15 protein-coding genes are annotated in these 14,941 nt (G+C 60.2%); 3 read left to right on the top strand and 12 right to left on the bottom strand.

Translation table 11 applies throughout. From position 1 onward, the window contains the following. Positions 1 to 25: 25 nt before the first annotated feature. The 9 genes from MHI61_RS13415 to MHI61_RS13375 form a co-directional block, all read right to left on the bottom strand. Positions 26 to 1,294, bottom strand: coding sequence for an AAA family ATPase (locus tag MHI61_RS13415; RefSeq protein ID WP_239792371.1), 1,269 nt, complete (start codon positions 1,292 to 1,294; stop codon positions 26 to 28). Then, positions 1,291 to 2,184: a toprim domain-containing protein gene (locus MHI61_RS13410; RefSeq protein ID WP_239792370.1), complete on the bottom strand. Its 894-nt coding sequence runs from the start codon at positions 2,182 to 2,184 to the stop codon at positions 1,291 to 1,293. Before MHI61_RS13410 ends, MHI61_RS13415 begins: the two co-directional genes overlap by 4 nt. Then, the gene (locus MHI61_RS13405) at positions 2,181 to 3,500 is read right to left on the bottom strand and encodes a hypothetical protein (RefSeq protein ID WP_239792369.1); all 1,320 of its coding nucleotides are present in this window, start codon (positions 3,498 to 3,500) and stop codon (positions 2,181 to 2,183) included. The genes MHI61_RS13410 and MHI61_RS13405 overlap by 4 nt, the downstream gene beginning before the upstream one ends. Then, the gene (locus MHI61_RS13400) at positions 3,490 to 4,110 is read right to left on the bottom strand and encodes a ParB/RepB/Spo0J family partition protein (RefSeq protein WP_239792368.1); all 621 of its coding nucleotides are present in this window, start codon (positions 4,108 to 4,110) and stop codon (positions 3,490 to 3,492) included. The genes MHI61_RS13405 and MHI61_RS13400 overlap by 11 nt, the downstream gene beginning before the upstream one ends. Then, positions 4,107 to 4,367 (bottom strand): hypothetical protein, encoded by a 261-nt coding sequence (locus MHI61_RS13395; RefSeq protein ID WP_239792367.1) that lies wholly within the window; start codon positions 4,365 to 4,367, stop codon positions 4,107 to 4,109. The genes MHI61_RS13400 and MHI61_RS13395 overlap by 4 nt, the downstream gene beginning before the upstream one ends. Before the next feature lie 131 nt (positions 4,368 to 4,498). Continuing rightward, complete coding sequence (locus tag MHI61_RS13390) at positions 4,499 to 4,738, bottom strand: helix-turn-helix domain-containing protein (RefSeq protein ID WP_239792366.1); 240 nt, start codon at positions 4,736 to 4,738, stop codon at positions 4,499 to 4,501. Between the two features lie 253 nt (positions 4,739 to 4,991). After that, positions 4,992 to 6,281, bottom strand: coding sequence for a site-specific integrase (locus MHI61_RS13385; protein WP_239792365.1), 1,290 nt, complete (start codon positions 6,279 to 6,281; stop codon positions 4,992 to 4,994). A gap of 406 nt (positions 6,282 to 6,687) precedes the next feature. Next, positions 6,688 to 6,969, bottom strand: coding sequence for a hypothetical protein (locus tag MHI61_RS13380; RefSeq protein WP_239792364.1), 282 nt, complete (start codon positions 6,967 to 6,969; stop codon positions 6,688 to 6,690). A 422-nt stretch (positions 6,970 to 7,391) separates the two neighbouring features. Further along, positions 7,392 to 8,015, bottom strand: a complete 624-nt coding sequence (locus MHI61_RS13375; protein ID WP_239792363.1) for an outer membrane protein — start codon at positions 8,013 to 8,015, stop codon at positions 7,392 to 7,394. 264 nt (positions 8,016 to 8,279) lie between these two features. Between MHI61_RS13375 and MHI61_RS13370 the strand changes: the two genes are divergently transcribed. Both MHI61_RS13370 and MHI61_RS13365 read left to right on the top strand, forming a co-directional pair. Continuing rightward, positions 8,280 to 8,450: a hypothetical protein gene (locus tag MHI61_RS13370; protein ID WP_239792362.1), complete on the top strand. Its 171-nt coding sequence runs from the start codon at positions 8,280 to 8,282 to the stop codon at positions 8,448 to 8,450. Between the two features lie 345 nt (positions 8,451 to 8,795). Further along, complete coding sequence (locus tag MHI61_RS13365; protein WP_239792361.1) at positions 8,796 to 9,647, top strand: FAD-dependent monooxygenase; 852 nt, start codon at positions 8,796 to 8,798, stop codon at positions 9,645 to 9,647. Between the two features lie 15 nt (positions 9,648 to 9,662). Here the strand turns inward: MHI61_RS13365 and MHI61_RS13360 are convergent, their stop codons facing one another. After that, positions 9,663 to 10,400, bottom strand: a complete 738-nt coding sequence (locus MHI61_RS13360; RefSeq protein WP_239792360.1) for a hypothetical protein — start codon at positions 10,398 to 10,400, stop codon at positions 9,663 to 9,665. A 261-nt stretch (positions 10,401 to 10,661) separates the two neighbouring features. On the opposite strand from MHI61_RS13360, the gene MHI61_RS13355 reads away from it, so the two are divergent. Continuing rightward, positions 10,662 to 12,068 carry an adenylate/guanylate cyclase domain-containing protein gene (locus tag MHI61_RS13355; RefSeq protein WP_239792359.1) on the top strand — a complete coding sequence of 469 codons (1,407 nt, stop codon included), beginning with the start codon at positions 10,662 to 10,664 and terminating at the stop codon, positions 12,066 to 12,068. 94 nt (positions 12,069 to 12,162) lie between these two features. On the opposite strand, the gene MHI61_RS13350 is transcribed toward MHI61_RS13355, so the two are convergent. Both MHI61_RS13350 and MHI61_RS13345 read right to left on the bottom strand, forming a co-directional pair. Next, a complete protein-coding gene (locus MHI61_RS13350; protein ID WP_239792358.1) occupies positions 12,163 to 13,953 on the bottom strand; it encodes an ABC transporter ATP-binding protein in 1,791 nt (596 codons plus the stop codon). Positions 13,954 to 14,382: 429 nt separating this feature from the next. Continuing rightward, positions 14,383 to 14,901, bottom strand: a complete 519-nt coding sequence (locus tag MHI61_RS13345) for an AAA family ATPase (RefSeq protein ID WP_239792357.1) — start codon at positions 14,899 to 14,901, stop codon at positions 14,383 to 14,385. Positions 14,902 to 14,941 lie beyond the last annotated feature (40 nt).

Raw genomic sequence — 14,941 nt, 5'->3', positions numbered from 1 at the left:
GGATTTCCGGGGTTTTTCGAAAATGTCATTTGTCACCGCCTAACGGCCAATCGTCATCATCCGCCACAACCTTGAACTGCCGGCGCATGGCTTCCGTCTCGTCGTCACGACTGCCGAACCAGATCATGCCGACGCCGGCGTGATCCTCGTTTCGAACGACCTCGGCGCGTTCCAGCAACCAATCCAAGGTGCGATTGAAGGCAACATTTTTTGAATTGCGGTTGTCGCCGGCCTTTAATTCCATGAATGCATCGCGCAGCACGCTTTCGCGCACCGCCTTCACCTGCGGCCCGTCGCTTCCGTAAGGCCGATAGGGAACGCCCGAGGCGTGAACTTCCCTTTGCAGGATTTTTAAGATCAGTTTCTGGTTGCGACCCGGCTTCCGGTCTTTCTGATCGTCGCCGGCCTGCTCGTCGCAGATGATCTCATCGACAATGGCCGCTTCGACGCCGCCGACCTTAGCGGAGGTGAGGCGCAACCGGCCGATCTGCCGGTTTCCCGGGCCTGACCGGTTCTTGCCAACGTGAACAATCTGCCAATCACCTTCCCCCGGTAGCAACACCAGTTCGAGCGCGGCGACGGCCTCCAACGTCTCGCCTTTCGTTGCCTTCGGGTTTTCACGATTCGTGTGATTTGTGATCGCGATGACTATGTTCTCGGCCTCAGCAAGCTCGCGGAGCGCATTCAAGGCCGGCGAGGTCATCTTGTCTTCCAGGACCGATGTTCCGCCCAGCGCCGCCCTGAGCGTGTCGAGGATGACAAGAACCGGACGCCCAGGTTTGCGTTGCCGCACGAGTTTTACCACCTCGGCAACAATGGCTTTCGCATGGGCGGGCTTGCCAAGTGGGACACCGTCGTCGGACTGAACGAGAAGCACGCCGACGGCGTGCAGCGCCTCCAACCGATTTGCCACGTCGCCGAAATCCTCGATAGCAAGGTAAGCGACAGCGGCTTGTTTAACCTCGCGGTCGAGGAACGGCTCGCCCCGGTCCAACGATTGCGCGAGCGTAACCGCGAGCGCCGTCTTGCCGCTGCCGGGCCGGCCGCCGATAGCGACGATGGTGCCGAGCCGCATTAAGCCGCTCACGAGAAAATCGGCAGAGGAATGCCTCGCGCTGCTGCGGTATTCCTCAAAGGTCATCAGCCGCACGCCCGCTCTACTCTTAGGGCCGGCGACAGCGTCGCCGTGATCCTTCTGTGGGCCATACCGGCGGTTTGATTCGCCGTTCGGCTCTAATCCGAATTCCGGCTCGATCCGTTCTGCTTCTAGCTCGACGTCGTAGACAGTTTTCATGTCTCGCCATCTCCGACATACCAAGCGTCCCAGTCCTTGAAAGGCGCTGGCGGCGCGAGTACGCGCGCCTCGCGCCCGGCATCCCTCCAACGATTATGGGCAACCAGCGCCGCATCGCGACCGGCCTCGTCGCGGTCGCAAAAAACGGTCAGGCTTTCGATGCCCGGCAGCAGCGGGAAGGTGCGCATGGCCGCCGTACCGCAGCTCACCCAAATCGGACGCCAACCGCTTGCGATCAACGCCAGACCCTTTTCGACACCTTCGGTAAGGCCGAGGCCGCCGAGCGAAAAGTCGGCGGCACACAGTTTTATGACCTGTGCGCGCGCTGGCCCAAGCGCCAGCTTCCGGCGGTCGCCGTCGTAACGATCGAGGCGGATGCGAAAAATCGCGGTCGGCTCGTCCTCAAGGCTGGGATCATTTTCGATTGGCGAGAAACGGGCGATCAACGCCGGCACGCGCTCGCCGCTGAACGGGCAATGTCGATGATACCGAAAGAGCGGCAGCTGATCGTCGGACAGCGGCGGCAAGCCCCTGTGGCGGAGGTAGGCGGAGACCGGCGGCGCTCGCGGGTCCTCTGCCTCGCGCCAGAGGCGACGCACAAGCGCGATGCGGGATGCTTCGTCATGGCCATCGCATGGCCGCTTTGAGGTGTGAAAAGCGGGGGCCTCTTTCCGTCCTGGCTCCCATGAGGGCAGGCCGAGGCGTTCGCGCACATGGTCCTTACAGACTTGCCAATCATCGCCCGAAAAACTGTAGACCCGAAGGTCAGCGCCGTCGAACCAGACACTAAGAGATCGATCCTTCGCCCCGTGGCCCGGACCGGGACAGCTGACATGGCCGTTGCGGCCGAGTTCGCCGCCCAGCCGCTTCGCAAGATCGCGAAGGCTCATTTGGGGCCTCCCCGTCCTTGCCAACGGCGGTAGGCGTCGATCTGGTCTAGATAGGGCCGACTGCTATCGAACAGAGGCTCATCAGGAGGCGAAGCAGGGCGCGGCTCCGGCATGTCCTCTGGGTCGAAGGCTGGGATGCTAGCTTGCAGCTCTTCCGCTATCTGCGGCCAAAGTTCTCGCGTCTCCTCCTCCAGCGCCTCGGCTCCGGCGTTAAAGGATGCCTTCAACTCGTCATAGCGACGCTGAATTTCGGCGATGTCGTAATTCCTCAGGACCTCATCTTCGACCCGCTGTATCTCCCGCCGATGACGCCAGCTCACATCAAAAACGCGGGAGGAAAGGGTCGGGTCGATGTAGCGGCAGACCTCGTTTTCAACGATCCTTGCCAGTTCGCCGGGGTGCAGCGCCTCCAGCGCGTCCAGCTCGGTCGCGCCTTCACCGAACCGCTTCTCGAACTTCGCCGCCCGGCGTTCGGTCTTCTTCAGCGGTGTGCGGGGGAGCCGGTATTGTTCACATTGCTCGGGCGTCAAAACGATAGGGTCGAGCGTCACGTCCAGATCGAGATCCGCTTCGCGAATCCAGAACTCGATCTTCCGGGCAAGGGCGACCGGCATGGAGCGACCACCGGGGTCGAAGTCCGACACGTAGAGAATCCGCATCGGCCTGCCATCCGAGATAGCTCGCTCCACCGCTTGCCGCGCCAATATCTCCGATGTCTCGCCGGTGCCGGAAACGAGGTTGAATTCGAGTCGCCGTGCCAACGGGTCGAGGATATCGTTCTGCGTGGATTTCTCGACCCAAACCTCCACAAGGTAGGGCTGGGCGACAGTGAGATCGCCACCAAGGATACAGGGCGGCCAGACCTCATTGGTTGGGGTGTGATAGGACAAGTCGGCCTGGTATCCACCGGCTACACGCACCCAAGGCTGTTGAGTTCCCGAATTGGACGCATTGATAATCGGCGGATCATTCCGATGATCGGCGAGCGCACCATCCGGGATAAGCCGTAAGTATCGTGCGGAAAGTGAAGCCGAAAGAAGGGTCTTCCAATCGTTTTCGGTGTTGAGATACCGTTGACCATTCGCTTTCAGGATCGGCGGGTCCTGGGAGATGACGGCGTAATGCAACCGTCGTGGATGACTCCCGGTCCTGAAGCCGAGAGATTCCCACAGACCTGCGAACCACTGCGCCTCCGCCGCACGGCTCGGTCGCTGGACATAGAACGGATCATTGTCGGGACTGAGGGCAATCAGGTCGTCGCGCCGACAGCCGATTTCATCAGCCAGTGCACCGATGCTCTGATAGTCAATCCGCATGGCCGTTAACCTCCAGCCCGCGCCGGCGGCACTCGGCTATAAGCGCTTCGGTCGTGGCCGTCGAAAGCATTCGCTCGACCATGGAGCCGCCCGTTGGCGCAGGTTCGGCTTGCTGGACGGTCATCGTGGCAACGGTGCCGTGCCGGGTGGTGTATGTCCGCTCAGTGGGGAAATCCCCGGTTAGCTCAGATCGCACCTTGGCGACGGTCTTGTGATCGACCGCGCATCGCTTGCCGATCTCCCGGTCGGACCACTTCGACCACTCCGGGTCCCGCAGCATCGCGAGCACCGAGCGGCGCTTGTCCGCACCGGTGCGCCGGAGACCGTGGTTCGCGTTAGCGCCGACGGCCAGGAGCATTGCCTCGCGCTTGCCGCCGTCACGAACCTCGGCATTGATTGTTTCTCTGCCGAGGGTTCTGCTTGCCTCGATCCGATGGAAGCCGTCTCCGGGCCAGTATCCCTCGCCATCGAAGAACAGGATTACAGGCGGGAACTCCGCCCCGGCGTCCATTGCCTCGGCATATTCAGCGACGACGGCCGGATCGATCCCCGCCTCGCGCATCTGCAATTCGGGGTCGCGGCGTATCAAGGAAAGGGGGACCTTGGTCATCGCCGCCTCCCGTTGCTCAATAACGACCAGGAGATCGGCCGTCGCCGCATCCAGTGGGTTTTCCTATCATCCGAATAATCGGCAACGCGCCAGCCTTGGCCGGACGGTCGGGTGACCTTCGAACCCCAGCCGCCGTCTATATCTTCAAACGACTGATCGCGCGTCGTGATGGTTTCGATGATCTCTGCAAACAGCCGGGGCTGATCCGCAAGATGTTGCCGGCGGCGTTGCCGCTTCAACGATATGATGCATTTCATGCGCGGTCTCCAACGGGGAAACCGCCGCGATTGACGCTTAAGGAAGCTCGCTCTAAATTCCGTCCTGTCCCCGAGAGGCCCCCAGCCTCATCTTCAGTCGAGCCCTTGCTGCGTCCCTGTGCGGCGGGGGCTCATTTAGAATTGTTTTGGAGGTGCGGCGGCAGGTGCTTCGGCGGCTCTGCCCTTGCGCGCCGGTACTCGGCCTTCGCCCGGCGATCAGCCTCGTCAAGCTCGTCCTCGTCAAAATAATGTCGATGGGCGAACTGCGCGGGTTCTGGAAGGCGACCAGCCCTGATCCATCGCGAGATCGTCATGTCGCTGATGTTGTAGCGCGTCCTGACTTGCGGCCGGGTAATAAATTGCTTGGCCATAAGCGTGCCTCCTCGTCGTTAGGAACCTGTTCGGCTTGGCACCCCCCAAGGCGGCCTCCAGGGCCGCTACCGAACCAAAACAACTCCCATCAAAGAACGACAGCCGTGCTCAATGCAAACGAAATTTACACTTGTTGATTTTATTTACCTGCAAGTAAAACTTGCGGTTATACAGTCAGCGCTCCACTTTTTGACAAGAAAAGATTGCGCATGGGACTCACCGACATGCCTGATCACAAGGGAATCAAGCCCTTTATTCGCCGGTCTCCCGCAAGGTAAACTTGCCGAACGAAATGACGTTCGAACCCGGCTCGGCGGCAATGACCTTTTTGATGTGGCGTTCCCAACGGAGTAGCGCGCCCTTTTTCTCCTGGTCATAAGGGTAGCGATTGTAGACTGCGGCGACGCCTCTGATCATGCCACTCTTGTGATTCAGCACGGCCTCGATGACATGAGGTTGAATCCCTTGTGCAGCCATCCCGCTTGCCGCCGTTCGCCTAAAATCATGCAATACCCACGGTTCGATCTTGATTGTATCAGGATCGTCGCCCCGCTCCCTTGCCTCACTGCGAGCAATCTTCAGCATCGCTGCATCCAAGCGTTCCTTGGCTTTGGAAAAGCCGCCCACGGACGTTTCGCCGTTGGTCGTAAAGAGAAGATGTGAGCCGTTGATAACGGGCAGCGACTCGATAAGATTGATCGCCAGCGGCGTGACCGGCACAAGATGCTCCCGGCCGTTCTTCGCCCTCGATGGCGGGATGACCCACACGGGCTCTTTCGCTCTCAAGTCGAATTCGGCGCGGGATGCTCCTGCGACTTCCTCCTTGCGCTGGGCCGTTACTGCCAACATCTTGAACAGCGGCCCGAACGGCCATCCGATTTCGTCGGCCGCCAGCCATGCCCAGCGGAGTTCACTGTCGGAAAGTACACGGTCACGGGCTTCGACTGTCGCGGGAGGCTTCAGCCCGCCCATAGGTGAGACTTCGAGAATGCCGCGCTCGACACACCAGTTGAAAAATTTTTTAAGCAGCGCATAGGTCCTCACCGCCATAGTTGGCACACCGCGATCAACCATGTCGTCAAGCAGATTGACCACATCGCGACGCCGGATAGCCGTGATCATCTTCCCCTTCCATTTTGGCCTGATCTCCCGGTTGATCGTGTTCTCGACATCGTAGGCGGTGCGGCCCTTGTTCTTTGCCTTAACGTGCCGCTTCAGAAATTCACCAAGGACGTTCTCGACGAGGTTGTCGTCGCTCGACGCCTCTTTCTTTTCAGCACGCGGATCACGGCCCTCGTCATATGCCCGCATGATCCGGCCGGCTTCTTTCCTCGCGTCCGCGAGCTTCCAAGCGGCGACGCTCCCGATAGTATACTTCGCGTGGCCCTTATATCTGACGGCCCAGCTCTTCGCCCCGCCCGGAAGCGGTTGAATGATCAGGTAGAACCCCTTCAGGCTCGGATCGGCAACCTCCTGGCGCTTGTCGGTTGCTGCGACGGCCTCGACCCATTTTGCTGTAAATGCGCTCTTCGCCTTTGTCATTTTCCACCCCTCAATATTTTCCCCAGAACATCCGGGGGAAAACTGGGGAAAATTATAAGCGTGTTTGCAAGTGTTGGCGAGTGCCAATAAAAGTTACCATAAATAACTGTTTTTTATGGTGTTTACTCACGCTTTTGGAATATCCATGATGGTGACTGTTAGGGTTAGAATGGGGCCTGCAACTTACTTTTAATCAGTAGGTCTCGGGTTCGAACCCCGACGCTCTCACCATAAAATCAAAGACTTACAAGAAAATTTGTGACCTTTCGCGACCCTCGTAAAGTCACACGCGTCACACGGCTAATTCGTCGTACGCTTCGGCATCGTCGCCTTGATCCGCCGCGGAACCGCTTTCGTCGCGCGAGATGATTGATCCATCATTTGATGACGAGGGATGGCGGGAGCCTTATCTAGCCAGTATTGGACGCGTAAGCCTACGGAGAAAACGACTGACTGCACTCTTGGCCGAGATGTGAATTGGGGGCGTAACTACGCCTGTTCCAAGGTACTGTCGCCCTTTATTCGTCAGGGAGAGTGTTTCAGTGAAGCCAAAGCCGCCGCCATCAGTCTCTCTTTTGATCAAACCAAGCAACTCCGCCTCTGCATCCCAGGGGGAATAGTGATCTTCAAAGACCTCGACACTGCCACCTTTGTCGGCGATTTCGCCGAGCATAGTCTTGATATCCACGCGAAGCCCTTACCCAAATAGCCCGGCAGCCGAACGTGTGAGCATTATCCCATCGCGTCTAAGAGTGAATAGTACAATTTCTCGGCATGAAAATTTACACCTATATCAAGCTGCCCTCGCAACAAGATCAGGACCGATGACGCCCCCGCGATCTCAGGCGAGACGTGCGGCAAAGACCGCCCCACCGAGAATCGATGCGCGAGAAATCCGGCGAAATCGGATCTGCAAGTGGCGCCGAGCGGGATAGCCACCTCGGGGCAGCGGCAGGTGAGAGTAATGATTTCTTTTCGATTGGCGCGCGGCTCACCCCTAAACGGGCTGGTCCCATATGGCGCGGGTGAACCGCGACGTGACTCGGAGGAATAAAAAAGCCCCGCCGAAACACGGCGAGGCTCTGATGCTACCGATCCGAGGAATTCTTATTAGAACTTCACACCGATACCGAACTTCAGTTCGTGCTGATCGAGGTCGACGTCAACGCCCAGGATATCTTGTTCGCCATAGTCATTGTAACGGTATTCGCCGCGGGCGAAGATGTTGTTGGTGATGGCAAAGTCAACACCTGCTCCAACCGTGTAACCGTTGAACGTCTCGGTTTCCTTGTCCAAGCCGGGCGCATCGACGTAACCGCGCGTGGTGGCCCAGCCGGCTGCGCCGTAGATCAGAGCCTTATCAAAGGCGTAGCCAACACGACCGCGAACGGACCCAGCCCAATCCGTCCCGACTTCTGCGCCGAGCGCGTCCTCTTCATTCCAATTGTGTTCGAGGTTTCCTTCGATGCCCACGACAAAGTTATCGAACTGGAAATTGTAACCTGCGAACCCGCCGAAGACGCCGCCGTTAAAATCCTCAGAGGTAGAGGCACCGCCGGCGCTGAAATCACCGTTCAACCAAGCGGCGCCGCCATCGATACCGAAATACGGACCCGACCAGGTGAAAACAGGCGCTGCCGCAACCGGCGCGGTCGGGACCTCCTGAACGACATCGGCCGCGAACGCAGTGGTAGCGACGAGTGCGAGAAAGGTAGTGGCGATAGTTAACTTCATTTTCGTACCCCGTGGATTACATTAGAGCCAAAGGATATACAGCTGTTCAACAGAAGGCTGTAGCGATAAGGACACACTCGCGGAATTGTAAGCTGTCGTACAAGTTGTTATGTCGCCAGGAGAGAGGCGAGCGGAAGCCGGCGTCGTCAGAAACTGTCCTGATGCGGGCACATAGACCGACGATTTGCCTTTTCAAGATGTTCAACCCCGGAACCAAACGCGCTCGCATTCACTTTGACGGCTGAGCAATTTTGGAGATCCCATATGGAAGAGACACCCAAAACCGCAATCCGCGGAATGATGTTGTACGTGATCGCTCTCATCGTCCTGGGCGTTCTGGCGGGTGCTGTCTACACAATCTACGGCCATCCCGCCGATCCTTCGGAGCGGCCGGCGGCTGAAACGATTCCGCAAAAAGCCACGGCTCTGCAGTGAGCGGCAACCAATCCCAGTTATTCCTGGTCGCCCTTCGAGAACGAATGGTGAAATTGAAGGCGTTTTGCCAAATCCGGCGCTGACCCGGTTTGGTCGTGTTGAAGCGCCTGGGTCTAAGCCAAGAAGCCGTACAAGCGGCAACGAAAAGGGCTTTGGAAGGCAAGGCGGAAATCCTGTCGCAAGTCCTTCCCACCAGTAGAGAGCTTATATTTATAGGGGGAACAACCTGCGACAGGGGAATTCGGCACCTGAGAGAGCCGGTCAGCTGCAGGAGCACCACCCGGGCCGGTATCGGCGCGGAATGCTGAGACGTTATCCGGACAGTCGGAGCAGAGGAGTTTGCGGATGAGGGAACATGCGGTCGTGATGGCCGGAGGAGGGCCGACCGGGCTGATGCTGGCGGGCGAGCTTGCCTTGGCGGGCGTCGATGTCGCCATTGTCGAGCGTCGCGTGAACCAGGAGATCGTCGGTTCGCGGGCCGGCGGACTGGGTGCGCACGCTCGAGGTTTTCGATCAGCGGGGCATCGTCGAGCGGTTCCTGACGGAGGGCAGATCGCCCAGGTCACCGGATTTGCGGTCACGCGGTTGGATATCAGCGATTTTCCGACACGGCACAATTACGGGCTGGCGCTGCGGCAGAAGCATATCGAGCGCATCCTGGCCGGCTGGGTCGGCGAGCTGCCGGTCGTGATCTATCGCGGTTGCGAGCTGACCGGCTTCGTGCAGAACGCTTCCGGTGTGACCATCGAACTCTCCGACGCTTCGGAAATCCGGGCAGCTATCTCGTCGGCTGCGATGGCGGCCGCAGCCTCCCGCAAGACGATCGCCGGCGAAATGTCCGGGCTTGCCCTCCGCTACGATCTCGGCGAGGGACACCCGCTGCTCGGCCGCCGCATGCCCGACTTCGACCTCGCCACGTCTGATGGGACTATCCGTGTCTTTGCGCTGCTTAGAGACGCGCGGCCGGTGCTGTTGAATCTTGGCGTAGCCGGCAGCCTCGACATCGCTCCATGGTCAGGCCGCGTCCGGCTGGTTCAGGCGCGCTATGGCGGTCCATGGGAACTGCCGACGCTCGGGGCGGTTTCGGCGCCGAGCGCAGTGCTGATTCGGCCCGACGGATATGTGGCATGGGTCGGCGAGGGGACGCAGGATGGGCTTCACGATGCGATGATCACCTGGTTCGGACCACCCGGCTGAGAGCCGCAGCGCCGGTTAAGCGGCGAGCGGGATCGAGCCACCCTCCGGTATCGCCTCGAGTTCCGGCATCGGCCGGCCGCGGCGTTCCCACGTCCGGCGGCTGATGCCGAGGGCCTCCCAGGGGCGGGACTGGCTGAGGGAGTTGGCGAGATAGTCGGCCCTGGGAACGGCGCCAGCGGCGCGGCGTTGCTGCTCTTTGCGGCTCTGCTCGCGCTGGCGGCGCTTTGCCCTTTGCAGTTTTGCCCTTTTCGCCTTCGGCACGTCGAAGGCGCCGACGGTGCGGATATCGAGGGCGCAGCGTTCGGCGTAGCTCAGATGCAGGGCATGGCCGAGCGCGTCGGCGGAAAGCGGGGAAAAGCGCACCTTCGTCCGCTCATAGATGATTTCCTCGATCGCGGCCTTCCCAGCCCAGGGGACCCACCGCGCCGCCCAGCCGAGCACCACCTCGACAAACCCTTCCTTGAACTCGACGAAAGCAAGGCTGGCGATCACCTCGACATAGATCAGGGCGTCATCCGCCTCCGGCACGATCTCTCCATGGCGGTGCCGGATCAATTTCTCGATCTCGCGCATGCGGCCGCGGAAATGGTTCCAGCGACCGCCCCGCATCCGGCGCTGCACGGCCTTGTAGCCCAGCAGACAATCGCCGATCTTGATCGCCGTGATATCCCGCGCGAGCGCGTTCGCATGGCCGGGTTCCTCGGTCCGCTCCGCCGATCGAGCCCCTTCATGAGCGCCGACAAGACGACCCATCGTTTCTCCTTTGCGACCTGCCCAAAGGGGCCGAAACGACTGATTGTAGCGGAAGTCGAGGGGGTGATGTTCACCTTTTGTGCGCTACTCACATCAATTTTCGCAGCCGTGATGCAAGCGAGTAACGAATGTTCCGCGGCGACTCTAATCGGTCGGAAAACAAGCGGCATCCGGGGCTGTCGATTTCTATTGGCAAGGTCCCGTGTTATGATCCCGGAAGCGGCGTTGTTCGCCCGTGTTGTCTGCACAGAGACTTGTCCAATGAGTGAAATGGACGTGCTTTTTGCCACCCTGCGACAGGCGGCTGACCCGCAGGCGGTCGAGTGCATCGAAAACGTCGTCAGGCATGGAGCCGATCGCGATCTCAATCGCATCAATGCGCTCGCTTTCGCCGAAAAACATCATCTCGATGAAGAGAAAACCATCGCTGCCTTTCTGCATGCCGCCCGCATAGGCGCGTTCGAGATGACCTGGAATGTGCTTTGCCCGGGATGCGGCGGCGTCCTTGACAGCGGTGCAACGCTCAAAGGCGTCGTTCAGGACACCTATCATTGCGCGCTTTGCGCGGCCGGATACGAACCGACGCTCGACGAGATGGTCGAGGTCACCTTCACAGTCAGTCCGCGCGTGCGCAGGATTGCCGCCCACGAGCCCGACCGGCTGCCGCCGCTCGAATATTACCGCCAGATCTTCTTCAGCTCCGGCGTCGATCTGCCGGAGGATCTGGAGGCGAAGTTTCAACGTATTCTGCTGGAGATGATCGAGCTGGCGCCGGGCGAGAAGGCATTCGTCTCGCTGCAGCTGCCGGCGCAATTCGTCATCATCTTCGATGCGGTCACGCACTCCGCGCAGTTCATCGATGTGCAGGGCGAGCCCACCAATGAACGCCAGAACCTCTCCATGGTCATCAGCCGGGGGCATGCGCTGAACGAAACCGTGACGCTGCGTCCGGGTCTGCTGCGGCTCACCCTGGAGAACCATACTGATCGCCGGGTCGTGCCGAATGTCTGCATCGCCGGAGATGACCTGCATGACCTCTTGGGTCGCCGGCGGGCTTTTCTGACAGCCAAGCGCCTGCTGACGAACCAAAGCTTCCGCGACATCTACAGGACCGATACGATCGACGTCGACCAGCGCCTGAAGATCACCAGCCTGACGTTCCTGTTCACCGATCTGAGGGGCTCGACCGCGCTTTACGAGCGTGTCGGCGATCTTGCGGCTTTCGACCTGGTGCGGGCGCATTTCCGCGTGCTTCACGAGATCGTCGCCACCGAGGCGGGCGCCGTCGTCAAGACGATTGGCGATGCTGTGATGGCGACCTTCCCGAGCCCGGACCGAGCGGTGGCGGCAGCGCTCAGAATGCGCGAGGCGATGGGCCGGTTGAATGCCGAACACGGTAGCGAAGACCTGCTCCTGAAGATCGGCATTCACGAGGGACCGTGCCTCGCCGTCAACCTCAACGACCGGCAGGACTATTTCGGCCAGACCGTCAACATCGCCTCCCGCGTTCAGGGCCTTGCCGACCCCAACGTGATCATGACGACGGAAGCGATCGTCGAGGATGTGAATGTCTCAGAGATCCTGCGTGACAGCGGCGTCACCTCGGCGTCCCGGATGGCGGAACTCCAGGGCATCGGCAGGGAAGTCAGGATCTTCGCCCTGTCATGAGGACCTTTGCGCGAGTTTGGCAAACCTCGCCGTCATCCTCGGCCTTGTAATGTCAGCCGTCTGAATGCCAGGGCGTCTGCCCCGGCATTCCGGTTTACGCCACCAGACCCTTGGTCAGTTCCAGCGCTTGGCGTTCGAACAGCCGGCGGTAGATGCCGCCGTTGAGGCGGATCAGCGCCTGGTGGTCGCCCTCTTCGACGATCTTGCCCTTGTCGAAGACCAGCAGCCTGTCGAGGGCGCGGACCGTCGACAGGCGGTGGGCGATGACAAGCGTCGTGCGGCCGTCCATCAGCCGTTCCATGGCCTGCTGGATCTGTACCTCGCTCTCGCTGTCGAGGCTCGACGTCGCCTCGTCCAGGATCAGCACCGGCGCGTCCGCCAGGAAGGCGCGGGCGAGGGCGACGCGCTGCCGCTCGCCGCCCGATAGCTTGACGCCGCGTTCGCCGACCATCGTTTCATAGCCCTTGGGAAGGCTTATGATGAAGCCGTGCGCATTGGCCTGTTTCGCCGCCTGCTCGATCTCGCGCCGCGAGGCGTTCGGCCGGCCGTAGGCGATGTTTTCCGCCAGCGTGCGATGGAACAGGATCGGTTCCTGCTGCACGATGGCGATCTGGCTGCGCAGGTCCGATTGCCTGACCTGTGCGATATCCTGTCCGTCAATGCGGATGGCGCCCGAATTGACGTCATAGAGCCGCTGGATGAGCTTGACGAAGGTCGTCTTGCCCGAGCCCGAATGCCCCACCAGACCGACCCGCTCGCCCGCCTTGATGGTGACGGAAAAGTCCTTATAAAGCGGATCGGGATGGGCGCCATACTGGAAGGTGACGCGATCGAAGACGATCTCGCCCGTGTCGATCGCGATCGGCTTGGCGTCCGGCCTGTCTTCGACCCCAAGCGGTAGCTTGTCGAGCAGCACCAGCTCTTCCATATCGTTGACGGCGCGCTGCAGGTTGCGGATGTCCTGTCCGACATTGCGCAGATAGCCTTGCAGAACGAAGAACATGGCGAGCACGAAGGTGATGTCGCCGGCCGTCGCCAGACCCCGCTGCCACATGACCAGGCCCGTTCCCAGGATGCCGGCCTGCATGGAAACCATCATGAAGCCCTGGATCGTGCCGCTCAACGTGCCGCGCTTCCAAGTACGCCGGGTTCGCCTGTCCCATTTGGCAAGCACGTGGCGCAGGCGCGCCTCCTCACGGCTTTCAGCGCCAAAGGCCTTGACCACCGAGTTGCAGCTGATGGCATCGGCCAGCGCGCCGCCAAGCTTCGTATCCCAGGCATTGGCAAGCCTTGCCGCCGGCGACACGAAACCCATCGAAAGCGCCACTGTCGCGCCGATATAGATCAGCGACCCCAGAGCCACGAACAGGCCCATGACCGGCCAGTAGCTGCCGAGCACAAGACTGGCTCCAATGAGCATGACGATGGAGGGCAACAGCGCGACCAGCAACAGGTCGTTGAGGGAATCTAGCGCCCACATGCCGCGGGTGATCTTGCGCACCGTCGAACCGGCAAAGCTGTTGGCGTGCCAGTCGGTCGAGAACCGCTGCACCTTGTGGAAGCCGCTATTGACCACATCAGCCATGATGCGCAGCGTCAGTCGGATGATCCCGTTGAAGATGAACCAGCGCAATGCGACGCTGGTGAGGCCAAGAACCACCACGACGGCAAAGGCGCTGAGCGCGCCATTGGCCGCATTGCCGCCGGCAATGGCATCGACGATCCGGCCGGAAAACACCGGCACCATGACTTCGGCCAGCGTGCTTGATATGACCAGCACGACGATGGCGCCGACCAGAGCGCGCTGATGGCTCCAGTGACGAAAAACAAAGCCAAGCACCTGGCGATAGGCGTCGGCGCGGAAATCGAGCTTCTTGCGCGTCATTTTAACCTGCCCGGCCCGTATTCCGGTAACCGGCCTCAAATCGAGAGTTGAATGACACAGCCCGGGCGGGAGACGAAATGATCCCGTCAGATCAATCGGGCCATGAAGAATGAAAAACCGCATGCCGGGCGCGCTCGGGGCGGGCCGCGAATGGCAATGACCTACGGTCGTCGCATGCCATGCGGGAAGCTGTCGATGAATGCTGCTGTCATGCAACGCCTCCCTATGTTCGATCTGAAGCGGTAAGCGTTTTGTAGCGAAGCTCTTCGCCATTGCCAAGTGGGAAATTACAACCCTGCGGAAAGTGATGCGAAAACCACACAATCCAAAGACTGGGAAAGCTCGTGGCGCTGCTGAGGATAGCAAGTTCGGCCGCCTGCTCGCGGCCATTGAACACAGCAACGGCTGACTGACAGTCTCCGTTCTCGGTCAAACACTCTGCCTCCACAATTCGACAAGGACCCGGTCAACTGCCTCTTCCAGCGTCAGATTTGACGTATCGAGGATTTCGCATCCAAATGCGGCCGCTTCATCCCGCAGAAAGCCGGCCCAGTTCATCATATCCGGGTTTGCCAAATCCGGCTGACCTCGGTCGATCGAAAGTCGTCTGGTCCTGGTCTCGTCGTCGCAATCGACGAGGATGCAAGCGTGGGACTTGATTCCTGCCTGTCCCGCAGCTTCGGTTAGGAAGGAAAGGCGCGACTGACCCTCAAACAGGATACTTCGTCCTTCCGTCAGGAGTGGAGATAGTCGAGTCATCCATTCGAAGGTGGCTGCTTTCTGCCATCCTTCGACTGAGCCGAATTCATGGATCATATCTTGTATCGGCGGTACGCCGATACTGTCCTTGTGAAACACATCTATCTCTTGGCCGTGCTGGCGGCCGATCGCGGCGGCGATTGTTGTCTTCCCGGCGCCAGACGCGCCCGTGAGAATGACGAGTCGCATGACTTTCCCTTGATGACAACCGACAAGCCTGGCGCAGACC

The sequence above is a fragment of the Rhizobium sp. K102 genome (genome assembly GCF_022385315.1).
GTDB lineage: Bacteria > Pseudomonadota > Alphaproteobacteria > Rhizobiales > Rhizobiaceae > Rhizobium > Rhizobium croatiense.
This window is presented reverse-complemented; position numbering and strand designations above follow the sequence as displayed.

Excerpts from the sequence above, each read along its gene's own strand:
- MHI61_RS13415 (WP_239792371.1), bottom strand. The coding sequence starts at position 1,294 with ATGAAAACTGTCTACGACGTCGAGCTAGAAGCAGAACGGATCGAGCCG.
- MHI61_RS13410 (WP_239792370.1), bottom strand. The coding sequence starts at position 2,184 with ATGAGCCTTCGCGATCTTGCGAAGCGGCTGGGCGGCGAACTCGGCCGC.
- MHI61_RS13405 (WP_239792369.1), bottom strand. The coding sequence starts at position 3,500 with ATGCGGATTGACTATCAGAGCATCGGTGCACTGGCTGATGAAATCGGC.
- MHI61_RS13400 (WP_239792368.1), bottom strand. The coding sequence starts at position 4,110 with ATGACCAAGGTCCCCCTTTCCTTGATACGCCGCGACCCCGAATTGCAG.
- MHI61_RS13395 (WP_239792367.1), bottom strand. The coding sequence starts at position 4,367 with ATGAAATGCATCATATCGTTGAAGCGGCAACGCCGCCGGCAACATCTT.
- MHI61_RS13390 (WP_239792366.1), bottom strand. The coding sequence starts at position 4,738 with ATGGCCAAGCAATTTATTACCCGGCCGCAAGTCAGGACGCGCTACAAC.
- MHI61_RS13385 (WP_239792365.1), bottom strand. The coding sequence starts at position 6,281 with ATGACAAAGGCGAAGAGCGCATTTACAGCAAAATGGGTCGAGGCCGTC.
- MHI61_RS13375 (WP_239792363.1), bottom strand. The coding sequence starts at position 8,015 with ATGAAGTTAACTATCGCCACTACCTTTCTCGCACTCGTCGCTACCACT.
- MHI61_RS13370 (WP_239792362.1), top strand. The coding sequence starts at position 8,280 with ATGGAAGAGACACCCAAAACCGCAATCCGCGGAATGATGTTGTACGTG.
- MHI61_RS13365 (WP_239792361.1), top strand. The coding sequence starts at position 8,796 with ATGAGGGAACATGCGGTCGTGATGGCCGGAGGAGGGCCGACCGGGCTG.
- MHI61_RS13360 (WP_239792360.1), bottom strand. The coding sequence starts at position 10,400 with ATGGGTCGTCTTGTCGGCGCTCATGAAGGGGCTCGATCGGCGGAGCGG.
- MHI61_RS13355 (WP_239792359.1), top strand. The coding sequence starts at position 10,662 with ATGAGTGAAATGGACGTGCTTTTTGCCACCCTGCGACAGGCGGCTGAC.
- MHI61_RS13350 (WP_239792358.1), bottom strand. The coding sequence starts at position 13,953 with ATGACGCGCAAGAAGCTCGATTTCCGCGCCGACGCCTATCGCCAGGTG.
- MHI61_RS13345 (WP_239792357.1), bottom strand. The coding sequence starts at position 14,901 with ATGCGACTCGTCATTCTCACGGGCGCGTCTGGCGCCGGGAAGACAACA.